At 69.5% G+C, this 18,328-nt stretch carries 17 protein-coding genes; 14 read left to right on the forward strand and 3 right to left on the reverse strand.

Annotation, left to right across the window (positions count from 1 at the left end):
• Nucleotides 1–68 precede the first annotated feature (68 nt).
• The 6 genes from D7V77_RS45935 (at nt 69) to D7V77_RS10390 (ending at nt 6,386) form a co-directional block, all read left to right on the forward strand.
• Nucleotides 69–437: a DUF1629 domain-containing protein gene (locus D7V77_RS45935; protein ID WP_368666185.1), complete on the forward strand. Its 369-nt coding sequence runs from the start codon at nt 69–71 to the stop codon at nt 435–437.
• 69 nt (nt 438–506) lie between these two features.
• Nucleotides 507–1,898: a PLP-dependent aminotransferase family protein gene (locus D7V77_RS10370; RefSeq protein ID WP_120576102.1), complete on the forward strand. Its 1,392-nt coding sequence runs from the start codon at nt 507–509 to the stop codon at nt 1,896–1,898.
• Nucleotides 1,899–1,932: 34 nt separating this feature from the next.
• Nucleotides 1,933–4,191 (forward strand): DPP IV N-terminal domain-containing protein, encoded by a 2,259-nt coding sequence (locus D7V77_RS10375; RefSeq protein ID WP_120576103.1) that lies wholly within the window; start codon nt 1,933–1,935, stop codon nt 4,189–4,191.
• A gap of 20 nt (nt 4,192–4,211) precedes the next feature.
• Nucleotides 4,212–4,781, forward strand: a complete 570-nt coding sequence (locus D7V77_RS10380; RefSeq protein ID WP_120576104.1) for a DUF1629 domain-containing protein — start codon at nt 4,212–4,214, stop codon at nt 4,779–4,781.
• 115 nt (nt 4,782–4,896) lie between these two features.
• Entirely contained in the window at nt 4,897–5,841 is a 945-nt protein-coding gene (locus tag D7V77_RS10385) for a PAS domain-containing protein (RefSeq protein ID WP_233596793.1), read from the forward strand.
• Nucleotides 5,842–5,912: 71 nt separating this feature from the next.
• The gene (locus D7V77_RS10390) at nt 5,913–6,386 is read left to right on the forward strand and encodes a TfoX/Sxy family protein (RefSeq protein WP_120576106.1); all 474 of its coding nucleotides are present in this window, start codon (nt 5,913–5,915) and stop codon (nt 6,384–6,386) included.
• On the opposite strand, the gene D7V77_RS10395 is transcribed toward D7V77_RS10390, so the two are convergent.
• Nucleotides 6,373–8,016 (reverse strand): AMP-binding protein, encoded by a 1,644-nt coding sequence (locus tag D7V77_RS10395; protein ID WP_120576107.1) that lies wholly within the window; start codon nt 8,014–8,016, stop codon nt 6,373–6,375. The two genes, D7V77_RS10390 and D7V77_RS10395, sit on opposite strands and share 14 nt — an antisense overlap.
• 228 nt (nt 8,017–8,244) lie before the next feature.
• Between D7V77_RS10395 and epsC the strand changes: the two genes are divergently transcribed.
• The gene (gene epsC, locus D7V77_RS10400; protein ID WP_120576108.1) at nt 8,245–9,090 is read left to right on the forward strand and encodes a serine O-acetyltransferase EpsC; all 846 of its coding nucleotides are present in this window, start codon (nt 8,245–8,247) and stop codon (nt 9,088–9,090) included.
• Nucleotides 9,091–9,135: 45 nt separating this feature from the next.
• Entirely contained in the window at nt 9,136–10,056 is a 921-nt protein-coding gene (cysK, locus tag D7V77_RS10405) for a cysteine synthase A (RefSeq protein WP_120576109.1), read from the forward strand.
• A gap of 31 nt (nt 10,057–10,087) precedes the next feature.
• Here the strand turns inward: cysK and D7V77_RS10410 are convergent, their stop codons facing one another.
• Nucleotides 10,088–11,227, reverse strand: coding sequence for an aminotransferase class V-fold PLP-dependent enzyme (locus D7V77_RS10410; RefSeq protein ID WP_120576110.1), 1,140 nt, complete (start codon nt 11,225–11,227; stop codon nt 10,088–10,090).
• 58 nt (nt 11,228–11,285) lie between these two features.
• Entirely contained in the window at nt 11,286–11,936 is a 651-nt protein-coding gene (locus tag D7V77_RS10415; protein WP_120576111.1) for a hypothetical protein, read from the reverse strand.
• A 133-nt stretch (nt 11,937–12,069) separates the two neighbouring features.
• Between D7V77_RS10415 and D7V77_RS10420 the strand changes: the two genes are divergently transcribed.
• The 6 genes from D7V77_RS10420 to D7V77_RS10445 form a co-directional block, all read left to right on the forward strand.
• Nucleotides 12,070–12,807: a TetR/AcrR family transcriptional regulator gene (locus D7V77_RS10420; RefSeq protein ID WP_233596794.1), complete on the forward strand. Its 738-nt coding sequence runs from the start codon at nt 12,070–12,072 to the stop codon at nt 12,805–12,807.
• An 87-nt stretch (nt 12,808–12,894) separates the two neighbouring features.
• Nucleotides 12,895–14,133 (forward strand): acyl-CoA dehydrogenase family protein, encoded by a 1,239-nt coding sequence (locus tag D7V77_RS10425; RefSeq protein ID WP_120576113.1) that lies wholly within the window; start codon nt 12,895–12,897, stop codon nt 14,131–14,133.
• Between the two features lie 2 nt (nt 14,134–14,135).
• Complete coding sequence (locus D7V77_RS10430; RefSeq protein WP_120576114.1) at nt 14,136–15,215, forward strand: phosphotransferase family protein; 1,080 nt, start codon at nt 14,136–14,138, stop codon at nt 15,213–15,215.
• A 1-nt stretch (nt 15,216) separates the two neighbouring features.
• Nucleotides 15,217–15,909, forward strand: a complete 693-nt coding sequence (locus D7V77_RS10435; protein WP_120576115.1) for a histidine phosphatase family protein — start codon at nt 15,217–15,219, stop codon at nt 15,907–15,909.
• 27 nt (nt 15,910–15,936) lie between these two features.
• Nucleotides 15,937–17,226 carry a LamB/YcsF family protein gene (locus D7V77_RS10440; protein ID WP_120576116.1) on the forward strand — a complete coding sequence of 430 codons (1,290 nt, stop codon included), beginning with the start codon at nt 15,937–15,939 and terminating at the stop codon, nt 17,224–17,226.
• Between the two features lie 238 nt (nt 17,227–17,464).
• Nucleotides 17,465–18,328 (forward strand): biotin-dependent carboxyltransferase family protein (locus D7V77_RS10445; RefSeq protein ID WP_147452034.1); only part of this gene is annotated, 864 nt, incomplete at its 3' end.

An 18,328-nucleotide genomic window follows, 5' to 3' on the forward strand; every position in this document is an offset into this window, starting at 1 on the left:
ACGGGTCGCTGACCGTTCCAGTCGACGAGCCAGGCAGACCGCTGGACTTCTCCTGGATTGCCGTCGGGATGACCCCTGTCATCCACGTCAAGCTCGCCAACGTCCTGCTGGAACATGCAGCGGACGATGTGCAACTCATCCCGGTCACCATCCCCAAGCATCCGGATCAATACGTCATCCTAGTCACCACCCGGATCATCCGCTGCATCGACGAGCAGGCTTCGGAGGGAGTCCGATTCTGGGAGGCCCGGCACGGCAAGCCGGAGCGAATCGGTGAGTACCGCTCCGTGGACATCATGCGCATCGACAAGTCGAAGGTGGGTGACGCGAAGATCTTCCGGCCCTGGGGCTTGCACGTGGCCCTCATCGTCTCCGAGGACTTGAAGACAGCGCTGGAGCGCACCGGCGCCACCGGCATGTACTTCACGGAAGTGTAGAGCCTCGAACGGTGGAAGCCCGCCATGTGCCTGGCACACGATCCGGATTGTCATGGTACAATCTGACTTATGTCCCAGTCCAACTGGAAACCGCGCCTGAAACGCTCCGAGGGCCCTCTGTACGGGGCGCTCGTCGATGCGCTCGCGGCGGACATCGGCGCGGGGCGGCTTCGCGCAGGGGACCGGCTGCCCACGCACCGGGAGCTCGCGAGCACGCTGGGGACGTCTCTGGGAACTGTGACCCGGGCCTACGCTGAAGCGGAACGACGGGGACTCATCTGGAGCCAGGTGGGCAACGGGACGTTCGTGAAGAACCTGCGGGACGGAGACCGCTATTCGCCCCAGCTCGACCGGACGCGCATCGACCTGGGGCCCACGGCCGTGCCCATCGTCCCCGGCGATATGGGGCATCTCGCGTTCGCCGCCGCGCTCCACCGGCTGGGCGAACGCGCGGACCTGGGCGCGCTCAGTGGCTATCAGGCCCATGCGGGCACGGAGGCCCAGCGGGCGGCGGGGGCCCGCTGGCTGGAGCTCGCGGGTGTGCCTGCCACGCGCGAGAACGTCATCGTGAGCAGCGGGGCCCAACACGCGACCCTGATGGTGTTGTCCCTGCTCGCGAACGCGGATGGACTGCTGGTGGAGGACGTCACCTATCCCGGGGTCCTCGCCGCCGCGGAGTGGCTCCGGCTGCCTACGCATCCGGTGGCGCTCGACGCGGAGGGACTCGTGCCCGAAGCGCTCGCGGAGGCCTGCCGGAGGAGCAAGGCGCGGGTGCTCTACTGCACGCCCACGAACCACAACCCGACCACGGTCGTCATGCCCTTGAAGCGGCGGCAGGCGCTGGTGGAGGTGTGCCGGAAGTTCGACGTCACCGTCATCGAGAACGGCGCGCTGGCCCCGCTCGTGGCGAAGGCGCCCGCACCCCTGGCCGCGCTCGCGCCCGAGCGGACCTATCACCTGGGCAGCCTGTCCAAGGCGGTGTTGCCCGCGCTGCGCGTCGGCTACATCCGGGCGCCGGGTTCGTCGTGGCAGACGCTGGAGCACGCGGCCGCGGCGACGGTCTGGTCAGGATCTCCCCTGCTGAATGAACTGGCCACGCAGTGGGTGACGGACGGCACGGCCGAGTCCCTGCGCGACGCGCGACGCTCCGAAGCCACGGCCCGGCAATCCCTGGCGGCGAAGGTGCTGAAGGGCCATCCCTATGTCGCGCACCCCAGCGCGTACTTCCTGTGGATGCCCATCCCCGAACAGCGCCGCGCCACGGAGCTGGTGGAAGCCGCCGCCGCGCGCGACGTGCTGCTCGGACCGGCGCACCTGTTCGCGGCCCGTCCGGGTCAGGCGCCCAATGCGCTGCGGGTGTCGCTGGCCGCGGCCGGCTCCCGCGAGGAGTTGGAGCGGGGATTGAAGACGCTGGCCGAACTGCTCGGCGCCACGTCCCCAGCACCGCGACGCCTGGCCTGACGTTTCCCTTCACCTCGTTCCGAAGAGAGTGCCCATGATGCCTCCCCTGCTCCACCGTGGTGGTCTCCTGTCGCGTGCGCGCCTCGCGCTCCTCCTCGCGGGACTCGCCGTCCCCTGGCAAGCGGTGGGAGCCGAAGCCGGGGACGACATCCAGGCGCGGCTCGACTTCTCGGAGGTCTCGCTCCGCTGGCCGGACCGCATCCGGGACACCCTGACGCCGCCCCGGTGGCTGCCCGAGGGCGACCGGTTCGTGTACTGGTCCAGGGTCGAGCCCTACCAGGACACGTGGGTCCTGGTGGATGCGCGGCGCCGCACCCAGCAGCCCCTGCTGGATTCGGAATCGCTGCGCTCCCAGCTCACGGAGCTGTTCGGCAAGCCGATGACGTTGCCCGTCGTCATGCCCTTCACGCTCACCACGGATGCGAAGGGAATCGTCTTCACCGTCCAGGGCCGGGCCTTCTCCCTGGGATTCACCGACAAGCGGCTCGTGGCACTCGAACCCACGCATCCTGTCGCGATGTCGCTCGTGCCCGGCAACAGCCTGTCGCCGGACGGAGCGACGGTCGCGGTACAGCGGGACGAGGGGTTCGCCGTGGTGGACGCGAAGGGCGCGACCCGGCTGGAGCGCACCGGCACGGAGGACTCGCCCTGGCGGCTGCCCGAAGGTGCATGGTCTCCCCAGGGCCGGTTCCTCGCGGTCTGGCGCGACGACATGCGGGGCATGCACCGGCTTCCGCTGGTCGACTACAGCACTCCCCTGGAGAAGGTGACGTGGGTCCCCTACTCCAAGACGGGCACTCCGCTGATGCGCTCGGAGCTGCACTTCGCCTCGGTGGAGTCGGGGCAGGTGACGCCCGCGCCCGGTGACGCGGTGGAGAGCTACGACTGGTTCGCGGGCTGGCGTCCGGACGGCAGCGAGGCGCTGGTGCTCCAGCTGTCGCGGGATGGCAAGCGGCTGGACCTGGTGGCGGTGGAGCCGGTGACGGGTAAGCGGCGCCGCGTGCTGAGGGAGGAGCGGAAGGAGACCTTCGTGGCGGCGCTGGAGTTCTCGGTGGGCGGATGGGCCCAGCAGGTGAAGCCGCTGCCGGACAATCAGCACTTCCTCTGGATGTCCGAGCGCGATGGCTGGCGTCATGTCTACCTGTATGACTATTCCGGCAGGCTCGTGCGCCAACTCACCCAGGGCGCGTTTCCGGTCCACACGGTGGCGGGCATCACACCGAAGTCAGACGCCTTCTTCGTCACCGCGTCCGCCGAGCCCGGAGCCCCCTATGACCGGTCGGTGTATCGGGCACGACTCGCGGGCGGGGCACTGAAGCGGCTGACGCCCGAGCCCGGGCTCCACCGGCCCGTGTTGGCCCCCTCCACGGGCTACTTCGTGGATGGGCACTCCACACGGGAGCAGCCCAGGGTCTGGGACGTGGTGTCCACGGAGGGGCGCCCCTCCTTCCGCTACGCGAAGTCAGACACGAGCGCCCTGGCGGAGCTGCACTACACGCCGCCGGAAGGCATCACGGTCAAGGCCACGGACGGCGTCACGCCCCTGTACGGCGCGCTATACAAGCCGAGGGACTTCGATCCGAAGAAGCGCTACCCGGTCATCGACGTCATCTACGCGGGGCCGTTCACGACGGTGGTGCCCTGGAGCTACGTGGGCCCGCTTGAATCGATCATCGCGCACTCGCTGGCGCAGCTCGGGTTCATCGTGATGGTGCTGGACGCGCGAGGCACGCCAGGGCGGGGCAAGGCCTTCCAGGACGTGAACTATGGCCGCGTGGGCCAGACGGAGATTCCGGACCACGTCGCGGCGCTGAAGCAGGCAGGAGCCAGCCGGCCCTACATGGACCTGGAGCGGGTGGGCATCCACGGCCATTCCTGGGGTGGCTACTTCGCGCTGCGAGGCATGCTGACGGCGCCTGGGTTCTTCAAGGCAGGCTACGCGGGAGCACCGGGCGCCCTCACGGAAGAAGCCATCATCAACGAGCCGAACATGGGCCTGCTGGCAGACAATCCAGAGGGCTACGCGGCGGGCTCCAACGAAGCCCTGGCGGACAAGCTCCAGGGAGCGCTCAAGCTGATGCACGGGACGAGTGACGTGAATGCATCTCTGTCCACGACGATGCGGATGACCCAGGCACTGGTGCGCGCGAACAAGCACTTCGACCTGTTGATCATGCCGGGCGAGGGACACGGCCCCGAAGGCAGGTACTACCGGGACGACGTGCGCCGGTTCTTCCTGCGAGAGCTGGGGGAGCCCCGAAATGAGCAGTCTTCGAAGAATGGCGGACCGTGAAACAAAGACATTGGCAATCCATGGCTGCCCGATATTTCGACCTCACCGAGGACGTTCAGGAAGGCATCTGGGTTCTGGAGGTCCCCTGGAATGAACTGCGCCAGGAAGAGGAAGACCCCTGGATGTTCACGAAGGGGAGTCGTGTCCAGGTGGAAGGACACCTGACCGTTCCCATCGGAGACCCCGGCCGCCCCCATGACTTCTGCCGGATTCCCTTTGGCCTGACTCCCGTTGTTCACGTCAAGCTGGCGAATGTGCTTCTGGAGCACGCGGCCGACGACGTGCAGCTCATCCCCGTCACCATCCCGAAGCATCCCGACCAGTACGCACTCCTCATCGCCACGAAGCTCATCCGCTGTATCGACGAGCAAGCATCGGAAGGAGTTCGGCTCTGGGAGCCCCGCCACGGTCAGCCCGCGAAGATCGGCAAGTACCGCTCCGTGGACATCATGCGCATCGACAAGTCGAAGGTGGGTGACGCGAAGATCTTCCGTCCCTGGGGCTGGAACGTCTCCCTCATCGTCTCCGAGGACCTGAAGACGGCCCTGGAGCGCACCGGCGCCACCGGCATGCACTTCACGGAGGTGTAATGCTCTCAACATCCGGGGTCCCCACCACCCCGGGGGCGACCGCGACCGCTTCTTTTCCCGGGCCGGGTGTTCACCTATGACGCCTTCCCGTAGGTGAGCACCGGGGGCGGACCACGTGAAGGCAGACGAACTGTTCAGCGGGCCCGGAGAAATGGCCGCCCGGATGCGCGAGAAGGACTGGGCGGCCACGCCGCTCGGTCCCGTGGAGGGATGGCCCGTCTCTCTGCGGACACTCGTGCGGACCCTGCTCCATTCGCTGCACCCCATGGTCCTCATGTGGGGCCCCCAGCTCGTCCAGCTCTACAACGACGCCTTCATGCCCAGCTTCGGCAGGGGGAAACATCCCGAGGCGCTCGGGAAGTCCGCCACCGAGGTCTGGCCGGAGGCCTGGCCCATCATCGGACAACAGCTGGAAGACGCGATGCGCGAGGGACGGCCCAGTTGGAACGAGGATCAGCTCGTCCCCATCTTCCGCAATGGCCGCATCGAGAACGTCTACTGGACCTACAGCTACTCCCCCGCCTTCGACGACGACGGGAAGGTCCACGGCACGCTGGTGGTCTGCACGGAGACCACCTCCCGGGTGCTCGGAGAACAGGCCTTGCAGCGCAGCCAGGAGCGGCTCCGCCGCGTCGTGGAGGCCTCCGGCGCGGGCACCTGGGAGCTGGACGTGCGCCGAGGCCAGATGCAGGTGGACGAGCGGATGGCCCAGCTCTTCGGCCTCCCGGAGCCGGGGATGTTCAGCCTGGAGCGGGTGCTCGACCGCGTCCACCTCGATGAGCGCGCGGCGATGAGCGAAGCCATCGCCGCCACGCTCGCGGGCAGGACGCAGGGCCGCTACGTCATGGAGCACCGTGTGGTGGAAGCCCAGGGGCACCCCACCCGCTGGATCGAGGTCCGCGGACAGGTGACCTTCGACGCCGAAGGCCGCGCCCTCCAGTTCGTCGGAACGGCGCTCGACATCAGCGACCGCAAGCAGGCCGAGGCGGACAGCCTGCACGCACGCCAGGAGCTCCAGGGGCTCCTCACGTCCCGCGGCGGCGGCACCACGTCCGGGTGAGTCTGCGCGACGAGGACCCCGGCCTCGACGCCACCTTCCACTTCGAGCTGCCGTTGGACTAGGAGAGCCCCATGCCCCGCTCGGACAGCTTCATGGAGTACACGGTCGAACTGCTGAAACCGCTCGGCCCGGTGCAGGCCCGCTCGATGTTCGGCGGCTGGGGCCTGTACTTCGGCGGCCGGATGTTCGGCCTCATCATCCAGGGCCAGCTCTACCTGAAGACGGACGACGTCACCCGCCCCGACTTCGAGGCCGAGGGCTGCCGGCCCTTCATCTACCAGAGCCGCGGCAAGGAACAGCCCATGAGCTACTGGACGCCGCCCGCGGACGCCGAGGACGACGGCCGCCGGATGCTGCCCTGGGCCCGCCGCGCCGTGGACGCCGCCAACCGCGCCGCGATGAAGAAGGCCGCGAAGAAAGCCCCGGCGGCGAAGAAGGCCCCGGCGGCCAAGAAGCCCCCTGCCTCGAAGAAGGCACCGGCGGCCAAGAAGCCCGCCGCGAAGAAGAAGCCCGCCGCGAAGAAGAAGCCCGTCAGGCTGTCTTGATGTTGGCCACGTCGCCGAGCCCCAGCTCGGTGATGGAGACCTCGCGCATGCGGAACTTCTGCACCTTGCCGGTGACGGTCATCGGGAAGCTGTCCACGAGCTTCCAGTGGCGGGGAATCTTGAACGTGGAGATGCGGCCGGTGCAGAAGGCCGTCAGCGCCTCCACCGTAAGCGAGGCGCCGGACTTCAAGCGCACCCACGCCATCACCTCCTCGCCGTACTTCACGCTGGGCACGCCGATGACCTGCGCTTCGGAAATCTCCGGGTGCGTGTGGAGGAACTCCTCCACCTCGCGCGGGTACACGTTCTCGCCGCCCCGGATGATCATGTCCTTGATGCGGCCGACAATCTTGACGTAGCCCTCCCCGTCCATGGTCGCCAGGTCACCGGTGTGCATCCACCCCGCCCGGTCGATGGCCGCCGCCGTGGCCGCCGCGTTCTCCCAGTACCCGAGCATCACGCTGTAGCCGCGCGTGCACAGCTCCCCCGGCTGCCCCTGCGGCACCACCGCGCCCGAGTCTGGATCCACCACCTTCACCTCCAGGTGCGGATGCACGCGGCCCACCGTGGCCACGCGCTTCTCCAGCGTGTCATCCAGCGGATTCTGCGTGGACACCGGGGACGTCTCCGTCATGCCGTAGCAGATGGTGACCTCCTCCATGTGCATCCGCGACTGCACCTGCTTCATCACCTCCACCGGACACGGCGAGCCCGCCATGATTCCGGTGCGCAGCGTGCGCAGGTCGAACTCGCCGAAGCGCGGATGGTCCAACTCCGCGATGAACATCGTGGGCACGCCGTAGAGCGACGTGCAGCGCTCGGCCTGCACCGTCTGGAGCACCGCCAGCGGGTCGAATGCCTCGCCCGGAATCACCATGGCCGAGCCATGCGACGTGCAGGCCAGGTTACCCATCACCATGCCGAAGCAATGGTAGAAGGGCACCGGGATGCACACGCGGTCCTCCGGCCCGTAGCGCAGCACCTCGCCCACGAAGAAGCCGTTGTTGAGCACGTTGTGGTGAGACAGCGTCGCGCCCTTCGGGAAGCCCGTGGTGCCGGACGTGTACTGGATGTTGATGGGGTCATCGAACTGGAGCGACAACTCCCGCGCCTCCAGCACGTCGTCCCCCATGTTCGCGCCGCCCTTCACCAGCCGGTCCCAGTCCGAGTCCAGCACCAGCGCCTCGCGCAGGCCCGCGCACCGGGGCCGCACCTCCGCCAGCATCTGGGTGTAGTCCGTCTGCCGGAAGCCCTTCGCCAGCAGCAGCACGCTCACGCCCGCCTGGTTGAGCGCGTACTCCAGCTCCGACGTGCGGTAGGCGGGGTTCAGGTTGACCAGGATGGCGCCCGTGCGCGCGAGCGCGTACTGCGACACGGTCCACTCGAAGCGGTTGGGGGACCAGAGCCCCACCCGGTCGCCCTTCTGGATGCCCAGCGCCAGCAGGCCCTTGGCCACCGCCGTCGTCGCGTCCCAGAACTGCCGCCAGGTGACGCGGTAGTTCTGCGAGGCCACCACCAGCGCCTCACGGTCACCGTAACGTTCGACGGTGCGGCGCAGGTTCTGACCGATGGTCTCCCCCAGCAGCGGAGTGGTGCTGGTGCCATGGGCATAGGACAGGGCGGTCGTCATGACCTCATCGTCCTCAGGGTGCCGCGGCCCCGCAAGCGTCAGCGCCCCCTCCCTGTCCCCTGGCTGGCGGGACAGCCGCGACGTTTTCCCGCCAACGGCATCCACGTCCAGAACCCAGCCGTTACGCCCCGGGACGCCGGGAAAAGACCCATCCCGCCGCCATCAGCCTTCCGGGCGGCGGAAACAAGGAAAACGCCGTCACGGCACGCTATCCTGACGCAACGCCCCATGGACGATCCGAACGCCCGACTGGTTGCCACCCTGCTGGAGGCGCGGCAGCGCCACTGCTTCCCCCCGGACGTGCGCAAGGCCGCGCCGGAGTTCGTCGCGCAGGTGCTGGGGTTGCTCTTCCCCCACTTCGCGGAGCGGCTGGAGTGCAACGCCGCCGCCGTGCGCCGGGACGTCACCGCCGTGGAGGCGAGCCTCCAGCGCATCCAGTCGCTGCTCGCGCCGCACTACCCCGTCTCGGACGCGGGCATGTCCTCGCGCTTCATGGCGAAGCTGCCGGACCTCTACGAGTGGCTCCAGCAGGACGCGCGCGCCATCTTCGAGGCGGACCCTGCCGCGCGCAGCGTGGACGAAGTCGTCCTCACCTACCCGGGCTTCTACGCCATCGCCATCTACCGCGTGGCGAACGCGCTGCACCGGCTGAACTTCCCCCTGCTGCCGCGCCTGCTCACCGAGTACGCCCACCAGCGCACCGGCGTGGACATCCATCCGGGCGCCACCATCGGCCGCAAGTTCGTCATCGACCACGGCACGGGCCTGGTCATCGGCGAGACGACGGTGATTGGCGACAACGTGAAGCTCTACCAGGGCGTCACGCTGGGCGCGTTGATGGTGGAGAAGGCGCTGGCGGACCGGAAGCGCCACCCCACCATCGAGGACGACGTCGTGGTGTACGCCAACGCCACCATCCTCGGAGGCGGCACGGTGGTGGGCAAGGGCAGCATCATCGCCGGCAACGCGTGGCTCACGCAGAGCGTGCCCGCCCAATCCGTCGTCACCCGCCGCAGCGAGGTGCGCGCGCGCCACGGCGAAGAGGGCCTGGACGTCCTCGACTACCAGATTTGAGTCTTCCTCCCACGCAGTGCCCGTTCCCCATTCACAGGAGACGCCATGAAGGTCGACAACATCCTGCAGACCATTGGCAACACGCCGCACGTGCGCATCAACCGGCTGTACCCGTCGCGCGTGACGGTGCACCTGAAGCTGGAGCGCGCCAACCCGGGCGGCAGCATCAAGGACCGCATCGGCCTGGCGATGATTGAAGACGCGGAGAAGAAGGGCATCCTCAAGGAGGGCAGCGTCATCATCGAGCCGACGAGCGGCAACACCGGCATCGGCCTGGCCATGGTCGCCGCGGTGAAGGGCTACAAGCTCATCCTGGTGATGCCGGAGTCCATGAGCATCGAGCGCCGCCGCGTGCTGGCCGCCTACGGTGCCCAGTTCGACCTGACGGAGCGCGCCAAGGGCATGAAGGGCGCCATCGCCCGCGCCCAGGAGCTCGTCGCGCAGACGCCCAACGCGTGGATGCCGCAGCAGTTCGAGAACGAGTCCAACATCGAGGTCCACAAGCGCACCACCGCGCAGGAAATCCTGAACGACTTCCCGGACGGACTGGACTACCTCATCACGGGCGTGGGCACCGGCGGCCACATCACCGCGTGCGCCGAGGTGCTCAAGGCGAAGTGGCCCAAGCTGAAGGTGTTCGCGGTGGAGCCGGTGAAGTCCCCCGTCATCAGCGGCGGCCAGCCGGGCCCGCACCCCATCCAGGGCATCGGCGCGGGCTTCATCCCGAAGAACCTGCACACGGAGGCCCTCGACGGCACCATCCAGGTGGATGAGAAGGACGCCTTCGAGTTCGCCCGCCGCTCCGCGCGCGAAGAGGGCATCTTCGTGGGCGTGTCCTCCGGCGCCTCGCTGTCCGCGGTGAACCAGAAGCTGGCGGAGATGCCGGACGGCAGCCGCGTGCTCGCCTTCTGCTACGACACCGGCGAGCGCTACCTCTCCGTGGAGAACCTCTTCCCCGCGCAGTAGCCGTCGTCGTGCCCTCCGGTCCGGGTGGAACTCACCCGGGCCGGTACGCGCGCACCAGCTCCACCAGCCGGTCCATCTCCTCGTGCGTGTTGTAGAAGTGCGGCGACAGGCGGATGCGCCCGCGCCGGACGGAGTGGGACACCGTCTTCTCCGCCAGGTACGCGCTGAGCGCCCGGACGTTCGCGCCCGGCGGCAGGAAGGTGAGGATGCCCGCACGGTCCTTCGGCTCGGGGCCCACGTCGCAGCCCAGGTTGCGCAGGCCCGTGTCCAGCCGGGCCAGCAGCTCGCCAATCCGCGCGCCGATGGCGTCCGTGCCCACCTCCAGCAGCAACTCCAGCGCGGCGCCCATCGCGTAGATGCCGGGGTACGCGGCGCTGCCCTCCTCGAACTTCGCCGCGTCCGCGCGCAGCTCGAAGTGCGAGCGGTTGAAGTTCCACGCGTCGGTGGTGCTGCGCCAGCCCACCAGCGCGGGCCGCACGCGAGGCAGCACGTCCTTCGCCACGTACAGGAAACCGATGCCGGAGATGCCCAGCATCCACTTGTGGCTGTCCGCGCTGAGGAAGTGCACGCGGCTCTTCTTCACATCCACGGGGATGCAGCCCACGCTCTGGATGCCGTCCACGCACAAGAGCACGCCGTTGCGCTCACACACTTCGCCCAGCGCATCCAGGTCCGTGCGGTGGCCGGTGGCGAACTGCACCGACGACACCGCCACCAGCCGCGTGCGCGGAGTGAGCACGGACGCCACGGCCTCCGGCGTCACGCCGCCATTCGGGGTGGGAATCTCACGGACCTCCACGCCCCGGGTCTTGAGGTGCAGCCACGGGTAGACGTTGGACGGGTACTCGAGGCTCGTCGCGACGGCGACCTCGTCCCCGGGCTTCCAGTCCAGGCCTTCCGCCACCAGCCCCAGTCCATGGCTGGTGTTGCGAACGAAGGCCACCTCTTCCGGGGAGGCGCCGATGATGCGCGCGGCGAGCCCGCGCACCTTCTCGCTCTGGGCCTCCCAGCCGCGCTCGTTCAGGACGCCGTGATTCACCACGTCGTCCATCCAGGCCTTCACCGCGGCGGCGGCACGCGTGCTGGTGGGCGCGACCCCGGAGTGGTTGAGGTAGAGCTGTTCCTTCAGGACGGGGAACTCGGCGCGGTAGGACTCGAACGAGACACTCATGGGTGGCGAGTGTAGCCACCCAGCCACCGCTCACGTCACGCTCCGTCAGCCCCGTCCACTACAGGACGACCAGCAGACCCAGCGACGCCGTGGGGTACACCGTGCGCAGGCCCAGGTTGCTGGAGCCCACCTGGAGCTCGCGCACGTCCGTGAAGGTGAAGCCCGGGCCCGCCCGCGCCGACAGGCCCACGCGCCCGGAGCCCGGCCGCCACATCACGCCCAGCGTCGGCTCCAGGAAGGCCGTCGTCGTGTAGTCCTTGCGGTCCGGCATCGTCGCGCCGTCCGGGCGCGCGACGAACTCCTCCAGGCCCAGCGTCATCCCCACGAACGGACGCACCGTGCCGTCCGCCAGGAAGGCCAGCGTGTAGCGGCTGTCCATGCCCACGCCGAAGTTGAGCTTCACGTCGGCGCCACCCACGTTGGAGAAGCGCGCCTTCGCGCCCAGCGACCGGTTCCACCCGCCCGCGCGACCCAGGAGGCCGAACGCGAACCGCGAGTCCCTCGACGGCGCGACCTCCGCCCGGATGCCGTACAGCGAGCCGTCCAGCGCGGGCGGCTGCAGCTCCAGCAGGAACGCCCCGCGCCGCTGCTGCTCCTGCCCCGTGGACGAGGACGCCATGTCCTGGGCCATCGCCGGCACCGACACCAACGCCGCACCCACCGCTACAGCCTTCACCCACTGCATCGACCGCTTGGACTCGACTCGCATGGCCCGTCTCCTTCGGTTTAGCCGGACGACTAACTTAGTCACACGACTAACTAAGACTGGCAACGCGGGATGTCAAGGCGACGAGCGGTCGCCGGCCTTGCGGGGGTGGGATGCGGTGCCCTATGGGTCTGGGATGCCATCCCCCCGCCGTGGCAAGACGCCACCTCCCCCCACCGCGCCCGAGCCTGACGCCCGGGCGCGCCTCATCGCCGCCGGCCAGCGAGTGTTGGGGGAGCGCGGCTACGACGCCGCCACGGTGAAGGAGGTGGCTCGCGAGGCCGGGGTGAACCAGGGCCTGGTGCACTACTACTTCGGCAGCAAGGACGCGCTGCTGCTGGCTGTCACCCAGGAGGCGAGCCGGCAGTACCTGTCGGAGCTGGAGCGGCTGCGCGCGCAGACTCCGGCGGAGGAGCTGGCGCAGACGGCCTTCGCCTGGGGCGAGAAGCTGGCCACGGACGCGCCGGGAACGTGCCGGTTGCGTTACGAGCTGTTCGCGCTGGGTCTGCGCAACCGGGAGCTGACGCCCGCCGTCGCGCAGCTGTTGGGCCAGGGCGACGAGGAGATCGCCCGCACCGTGGCGCACGTGCGCACGGGTCACGACTCGGCCCCCACCGCCGAGGACCTGCACTACGCGGTCATCATCAAGGCGTGCGTGGACGGGCTCGCGCTGCACCACCAGTTGGACAAGAGCTTCGACCCGCTGCCCGTGTACGCGCTGCTGCGGCGGATCATGCTCGCGAGCATCGAGCAGCCCGCCCCGCCTCGCGCACCCGCGCGCAAGCCGAAGGCCCAGGGCCGTCGCGGAGCGCGCTCGCCACGAGGAACGCGCTCGTCACGCGCGCGCAAGGCGCCAGCCCCTCGCCGCCGCTGAAGGCAGCGGCCAGGCCAGCGCCAGCCCCAGAACAGACATTCAACATTCAGTGGCATCGCCAACCCGGCGGGGCGCAGGATGCCCCGCATGGACTTCCAGCCTTCCGCCAGGACGACCGAATACCTGGAGCGCGTGAAGCGCTTCATGGCTGACCACATCGAGCCGGTGGAGGCCGAGTACCTCCAGGCCCTGCACGCGATGGAGGCCGGCGGTGATTGGCGCCAGTGGAAGGTGCCGCCGGTGATGGTGGAGCTCAAGGCCCGCGCGAAGGCCGCGGGGCTGTGGAACCTCTTCCTCCCGGACGCGAAGCTGGGCGCGGGCCTGAGCACGCTGGAGTACGCGCCGCTCGCGGAAGCCATGGGCCGCAGCTTCATGGCGCCGGAGGTCTTCAACTGCAGCGCCCCCGACACCGGCAACATGGAGGTGCTCTGGCGCTACGGCTCGCCGGAGCAGCAGGAGCAGTGGTTGAAGCCGCTGCTCGCGGGCGACATCCGCTCCGTGTTCTGCATGACGGAGCCGGACGCCGCGTCGTCGGACGCCACCAACATGCAGGCCACCGCCGAAGTGGACGGCGACCACGTCGTGCTCAACGGCAAGAAGTGGTGGTCCAGCGGCCTGGGACACCCCAACGCGAAGGTGGCCATCTTCATGGGCCGCACGTCGCAGGCGGGCGCGGATCGCCACCACCAGCACTCCATGGTCCTGGTGCCCATGGACGCGCCGGGCGTCGAAATCATCCGCATGCTGCCCGTGTACGGCGACCATGACGCCCCGCACGGCCACGGCGAGGTGCACTTCCACGACGTGCGGCTGCCGGTGTCCGCGCTCCTCTCCGGGCCGGGCATGGGCTTTGAAATCGCGCAGGGCCGCCTGGGCCCGGGCCGCATCCACCACTGCATGCGCTGTATCGGCGCGGCGGAGCGGGCGCTGGAGTTGATGATCGACCGGGGCATGGGCCGCACCGCGTTCGGCAAGCCGCTCATCAACCTGGGCGGAAACCGCGAGCGCGTGGCGGAGGCGCGCATCGCCATCGACCAGGCGCGCCTGCTCACGCTGTACGCGGCGTGGAAGCTGGATGACGTGGGCGCGATGGGCGCGATGACGGAGATTTCGGCCATCAAGGTCGTGGCGCCCAACGTGCTCCAGAAGGTGGTGGACGACGCCATCCAGTTGCACGGCGGCGCGGGTGTGTCTCGCGACACGCCGCTCGCGGGCTTCTTCGCCCAGGCGCGCAGCCTGCGCATCGCGGACGGCCCGGACGAAGTGCACAAGGGCGTCATCACCCGCATCGAGCTCGCGAAGCGCGGCTTCAGCAAGGGAGGTTGAACATGACGGCTCCGGTCTCCATCCCGCTGGACGAGGGCAAGGCCGTGCGCTCCGGCGAGGCGCTGGACGTGCCCGCGGTGGACGCGTGGCTGAAGGCCCAGGTGCCCTCGCTCCAGGGCACGCCGGAGGTGACGCAGTACACGGGCGGCGCCTCCAACTGGACCTACCGGCTCAAGTACGAGAACCGCGACCTCATCCTGCGCAGGCCGCCCTCGGGCACCAAGGCGAAGTCCGCGCACGACATGTCGCGCGAGTACACGGTGCAGCAGGCGCTCAAGCCCGTGTACCCGGTGGTGCCCACCATGGTGGGGCTGTGCCAGGACCCGGCCGTGCTGGGCGCGGAGTTCTACGTGATGGACCGCATCCCCGGTCTCATCCCGCGCAAGCACCTGCCCAAGGGGCTGGACCTGGACAAGGCCCGCACGCGCCAGCTGTGCCTCAACGTGGTGGATCAGCTCATCGCGCTGCACGGCGTGGACGCGCAGGCGGTGGGCCTCCAGTCGCTGGGCAAGGGGCCGGGCTATCCGCAGCGGCAGATTTCCGGCTGGTCCGACCGCTACGAGAAGGCGCGCACCTGGAACGTGCCCCGCATGAAGCACACGCGCGAGTGGCTGGCCGCGCACGTGCCGCCGGACATCAAGACGTGCGTCATCCACAACGACTGGCGCTTCGACAACGTGGTGCTCAAGCCGGAGGACCCCACGCAGGTCATCGGGGTGCTGGACTGGGAGATGGCCACGCTGGGCGACCCGCTGATGGACCTGGGGAACACGCTGGCCTACTGGGTCCAGGCGGATGACGACGCCTTCCTGCGCATGACGCGAAGGCAGCCCACGGACCTGCCCGGCATGCTCACGCGCGAGGAGGTGGTGGCGTACTACCTGGAGCGCACAGGCCTCAAGCCCGCCAACTGGACCTTCTACGAGGTCTACGGCGTGTTCCGGCTCGCGGTCATCGCGCAGCAGATCTACTACCGCTACCACCACAAGCAGACGCGCAACCCGGCGTTCAAGAACTACTGGCTCATCGTCAACTACCTGGCCTACCGCTGCCGGCAGCTCATCAAGAAGGCGGGGGGCTGAGATGGGCGCGCTCTACCTCATCCGCCACGGTCAGGCGTCCTTCGGCGCGAAGGACTACGACAAGCTGTCGGACGTGGGCGTGCAGCAGGCGCGCGTCCTGGGCGAAGCGCTGCGCACGCGGCTGCCCAAGGTGGACGCCGTGGTGACGGGCACCATGCTGCGCCACCGCGAGACGGCGGACGCGTGTCTCCAGGCGCTGGGCCAGCCGGTGGAGCCCGTGCGGACGCCAGGGTTCAACGAGTTCGACCACGAGGAGGTCGTGCACCGGCACACGCCGCGCTACGCGGACTTCGCCGTGCTGCGCGAGGAGCTGGCCGCGATGAAGGACCCGCGCCGCGCGTACCAGGACCTGTTCACCCAGGCCGTGGGGCGCTGGGTCGCGGGCGGACACGACAGCGAGTACCGGGAGTCGTGGAGCGCGTTCAAGGCGCGATGCCTGGAGGCGCTGGCGGCGCTGTTGGCCTCGCTGGGGCCCTCCAGGACGGCGCTGGTGTTCACTTCCGGCGGACCCATCACGGCCATCAGCCAGGACCTGCTGGGCATCCCGGACGAGCACGCGTTCCGGACGAACTGGACGCTGGCGAACTGTGGAATCACGAAGGTCATCTACAGTGAGCGGGGCCGGTATCTGTCCACCCTCAACGAGCACGGACACTTCGAGGGCGAACACCGCGCGCTCATCACCTACCGCTGAGGTGGGGGGCTCGCGTAGCGTGAGCCCATGACGCGGTGCCTGCTCAACATCGACCTGGGGGAGCTGCCCGGGGAGGACGAACAGCTCTACGCGCTCGCGCACCTGGCGAACATCGCCTGCGGAGGCCACGCGGGGGATGCGGCGTCCATGCGTCGGGCGCTGGAGCTGTGCGAGCGCCACGGCACGCTGGCGGGCGCGCATCCGTCCTACGCGGACCGCGAGAACTTCGGGCGCAAGGCGCTGGACGTGGCACCGGAGGTGCTGCGCGCGCAGGTGGCGGTGCAGTGCGGACAGCTGGCCACGCTGGCTCGCGAGCGCGGCGTGCTGGTGCGGCATGCGAAGCCGCATGGAGCGCTGTACCACGCGGCCAACAAGTCCCCGGAGCTGGCGCGCGCGGTGGTGGACGGCGTGGTGGAGGCGCTGGGGACGGACGTCACGTTCGTGGGGCCCGGCACTGGAGCGTTGAGGGACGCGGCGCGGGCGGCGGGGCTCGGGTATGCGAGAGAGGGCTTCGCGGATCGGGGCACGTTGCCGGACGGTTCATTGATTCCGCGAGGCCAGCCCGGCGCGGTGCTGACGGACGTGGGGCAGGCGCGCGAGAACACGGTGCGGCTGGCCACGGGTGGCACGGTGGACACGCTGTGCGTGCACGGCGACACGCCGGGCGCGGTGGTGCTGGCCCGCGAGGTGCGCGCGATGCTGGACGCGCTGGAGCAGCCGCCGGAGCCATTGGGAGACAGCGCGCTGCGGCTGGTGCTGCCGGAGTCGGTGGACCGGGGCCTGGCGCGCGCAGCCCTGTCCGCGCTGCCGGGCGTGCGGGACGCGGTCATCACCGAGTCCCACGCCTGCGTGTACTTCGACCCGGAGACACCGCCTGAGTCCCCGGCGCTCGTGCTGATGCGGCTGCGCGTGGCACCGGTCACGCACGTGGAGCATCCGCTCATCCGCATTCCCGTGCGCTACGACGGCGAGGACCTGGCGAAGGTGGCCGCGCACGCGGGCCTGTCCGTGGAGGAAGTGGTGCGGCGGCACACGGCACGCGAGTACAGGGTGCGCTGCGTGGGCTTCCTCCCGGGCTTCGCGTACCTGGGGGACGTGGATCCGAGCATCGCGTGTCCCCGCCTGCCGGTGCCGCGCACGCGGGTGCCAGCGCTCGCGGTGGGCATCGCCGGGAAGCGCACGGGCGTGTATCCGTTCGCGTCGCCTGGAGGCTGGAACCTCGTGGGCACCGCGCTGGACTTCACCGCGTTCGACCCCAAGCGAGGCACGGAACTCCAGTTGGGGGCCCGCGTGCGCTTCGAGCAGGTGGATACATGACGACGTTCCGCCCGACACGGCCCCAAACCTGTCCGACTGTCGGACAGGTTTCCGCTGTCCGGTCGGAGGAGGTCCCCTCATCCGAGGCGGAGCCGCGGGCTTCAAAACTTGTCCGACTGTCGGACAGGTTCGTGCGGTCTGCCGCCACCGGGGAGCCGCCACGGGCTCTCGCCTTCTCATCCACGGGAACAGCATCCGTGTCCCAGGGCCTGGGCATGACCGCGCGGAGTGAAGAGGCATGAGCGCCTGTATCGAAATCGTCGGCCTGGGCGCCCCCGCCACCGTGCAGGACGGTGGACGGCCCGGCGTCATGCATCACGGCGTGCCGCCCGGCGGCGCATGGGTGCCGGAGCTGCTCGTCGCGGCGAACCGCGCGGTGGGCAATGCACCTGGAGCCGCAGCTCTGGAAGCCTTCGGCAGGCTGGAGCTGCGCGCCCGGGGCCGCGACGTGCGCGTGTCCGTGGATGGCGAAGCCCCCAGCGTCCTCGCGGACGGAGCCACGCTCACCGTGCCCGCGCCCACCCAGCACGCCGTGCGCTACGTGGCCGTGGACGGCGCGCTCGCCGTGCCCGAAGTCCTTGGCGGCCAGGGCACGCTGTGGGTGGCCCGCCTGGGCGGATGGGAAGGCCGTCCCCTGCGCACCGGCGACCGGCTCCCGCTGGGACCTCCCGCCACGCCGGTTCCCGCTCCGTCCGAAGCCGACCTGTCACGTCTCACGGAGGCCCTGGACCCCGCCGCCCCGTTGCGCGTACTCCTGGGCCCGGATGCGTCCCGCTTCAGCGACGCAGCCGTCGCGCTGCTCCTGGGCAGCACCTTCACCGTGTCGCCCTCCAGCGACCGCGTGGGCCAGCGAATGGACGGACCTCCCGTGCCCCACGGAGACGAGGGCGGGGGCACTTGCCGCCCCATGGTGCGCGGCGCCATCCAGGTCACCCTCTCCGGCACGCCCATCGTGATGGGCCCGGACCACCCCACCACCGGGGGCTACCCCCTCATCGCCGCCGTCATCCGCTCGGACTGGGGCCGCCTGGGGGCCCGTCGTCCGGGCGCCTCCGTTCGCTTCCAGGCCGTGACCCTGGAGGTCGCTCGCGACGCCTGGAGG

It is taken from the genome of Corallococcus sp. CA041A (assembly GCF_003612075.1).
Classification (GTDB): Bacteria; Myxococcota; Myxococcia; order Myxococcales; family Myxococcaceae; genus Corallococcus; species Corallococcus exiguus.

Coding starts and splice junctions, on each gene's coding strand:
- D7V77_RS45935 (WP_368666185.1), top strand. CDS start 69: ATGACCCCTGTCATCCACGTCAAGCTCGCCAACGTCCTGCTGGAACAT.
- D7V77_RS10370 (WP_120576102.1), top strand. CDS start 507: ATGTCCCAGTCCAACTGGAAACCGCGCCTGAAACGCTCCGAGGGCCCT.
- D7V77_RS10375 (WP_120576103.1), top strand. CDS start 1,933: ATGATGCCTCCCCTGCTCCACCGTGGTGGTCTCCTGTCGCGTGCGCGC.
- D7V77_RS10380 (WP_120576104.1), top strand. CDS start 4,212: ATGGCTGCCCGATATTTCGACCTCACCGAGGACGTTCAGGAAGGCATC.
- D7V77_RS10390 (WP_120576106.1), top strand. CDS start 5,913: ATGCCCCGCTCGGACAGCTTCATGGAGTACACGGTCGAACTGCTGAAA.
- D7V77_RS10395 (WP_120576107.1), bottom strand. CDS start 8,016: ATGACGACCGCCCTGTCCTATGCCCATGGCACCAGCACCACTCCGCTG.
- epsC (WP_120576108.1), top strand. CDS start 8,245: ATGGACGATCCGAACGCCCGACTGGTTGCCACCCTGCTGGAGGCGCGG.
- cysK (WP_120576109.1), top strand. CDS start 9,136: ATGAAGGTCGACAACATCCTGCAGACCATTGGCAACACGCCGCACGTG.
- D7V77_RS10410 (WP_120576110.1), bottom strand. CDS start 11,227: ATGAGTGTCTCGTTCGAGTCCTACCGCGCCGAGTTCCCCGTCCTGAAG.
- D7V77_RS10415 (WP_120576111.1), bottom strand. CDS start 11,936: ATGCGAGTCGAGTCCAAGCGGTCGATGCAGTGGGTGAAGGCTGTAGCG.
- D7V77_RS10420 (WP_233596794.1), top strand. CDS start 12,070: ATGCCATCCCCCCGCCGTGGCAAGACGCCACCTCCCCCCACCGCGCCC.
- D7V77_RS10425 (WP_120576113.1), top strand. CDS start 12,895: ATGGACTTCCAGCCTTCCGCCAGGACGACCGAATACCTGGAGCGCGTG.
- D7V77_RS10430 (WP_120576114.1), top strand. CDS start 14,136: ATGACGGCTCCGGTCTCCATCCCGCTGGACGAGGGCAAGGCCGTGCGC.
- D7V77_RS10435 (WP_120576115.1), top strand. CDS start 15,217: ATGGGCGCGCTCTACCTCATCCGCCACGGTCAGGCGTCCTTCGGCGCG.
- D7V77_RS10440 (WP_120576116.1), top strand. CDS start 15,937: ATGACGCGGTGCCTGCTCAACATCGACCTGGGGGAGCTGCCCGGGGAG.